Raw genomic sequence first — 1,443 nt, 5'->3', positions numbered from 1 at the left:
GTTACCCAGCCCGAAACATATAGTCAATAGAACCACTTGGGTGACGCATTCCGCCCGCCTCCACCAAAAGAACAAGCGCCCGGCCATTTTCGGGGTATTAATCAGTCCGACACTACGTAAAGACTGCTCTCAGACAGCTTGGTGAGCCAGTTCCTGAAGACGGTCCGTGAACAAGTTGGTTGATCCACTAGTGACCAGAAGTTGTTGCTTGGCGCGCGTCATACCGACATATAGCAACCGTGTCTCTCGGGGCATATCATCCTCTCCGTCTTTCAATGCCCCGACCCCACTTAAAATGACCGTATCAAACTCCAGGCCTTTACTGCTCTGACGAGTCAATAGCGTCACCTTCTCATCCGCCGGATTGTAAGTTTTCTTGTGAACGGACGATTTTAGCCAAGCGGCGGGAACCCCAGCTTGGTCCAACGCCGATTTGAGCGCTTCACCTTGGTGATGGTGTGCGTAGATAATGGCGATACTACTTAGTGGTTTCCCGCCGCTACGCCATTTGTCGACGCAGCGAACGATGTACTGATATTCATCCGCAGCGCTCTTGAATGGTCTGTAAACCGGCTGAGGTCCACTTGCACCCGCCACCTCTGGCTGAATTAGCGGTACATGATCGTCATCGGCGTCTTGGGCCTGCAGATACTCTTTGGAGAAATCATAGGCAAAGGTCAGTATTTCTCGGGTGTTTCGGTAGTTGAGCTTGAGGATCGTAGTGCGGCCGCGTGCCTGGATGCCCGCACTGGATAACGGAAATCCGAGTTGTCGTCGGCTGTAAATCGCCTGCGCATCGTCGTACAGCAGGAGCAATGAATTGGTATCGGGATCGATCATCTGAACCACCAGCTTTAACCACTCCGGCTCAAAGTCATGGCCCTCATCAATCATCAGAGCACCGTACTGCGCACGAGGAATATCCCCCCTCTCCACCCCGGCGATCACGCTGGTTACCTGCCGCTCCCAAAGGGGTCTGGCGCCTTGTTCGGTATCCACATGGTACGTTTTCAACTGAAGGCCGCACCACTCGTGAAAGTGATAAACCTGAACCTGTTCATCAATACCCCGCTCTGACATAAACGACCTGAGCCGCGCCGCCAACGCAATATTGAAACAGAGCACGAGAATGGGCTTGCGGGTCGCTTGAGACAAATGCAGACAACGATAGCCGAGAATCAGGGTTTTTCCGGAGCCCGCGACACCGTGAATGACTCGATGTCCGTCCCCAAGACTTTTTGCCAATTGCTCCTGTTGAATATCCATCACCCGGACAATTTCCGGGACGAGAGTCTGACTAACGTTCGACGCACTATCATGCTCGTCATCCGGATCGTCATCAGAGTCTCCGAACAGGTCCTGTTGCGGCGCATTGATGCGCACTTCGGGAAAGAGGTGCCAGCGGATTCGGTCAACCTGAGGAAGGGAAAGCTTTTCACCAAA

The 1,443-nt window shown here is 53.3% G+C and carries 1 protein-coding gene; it reads right to left on the bottom strand.

Annotation, left to right across the window (positions count from 1 at the left end; genetic code table 11):
- Positions 1-129: 129 nt before the first annotated feature.
- On the bottom strand, positions 130-1,443 hold a 1,314-nt coding region (locus B3187_RS13030; protein ID WP_286806915.1), incomplete at its 5' end, for a DEAD/DEAH box helicase.

This window comes from Marinimicrobium sp. UBA4209 (assembly GCF_002381585.1).
GTDB lineage: Bacteria > Pseudomonadota > Gammaproteobacteria > Pseudomonadales > Cellvibrionaceae > Marinimicrobium > Marinimicrobium koreense.
This window is presented reverse-complemented; position numbering and strand designations above follow the sequence as displayed.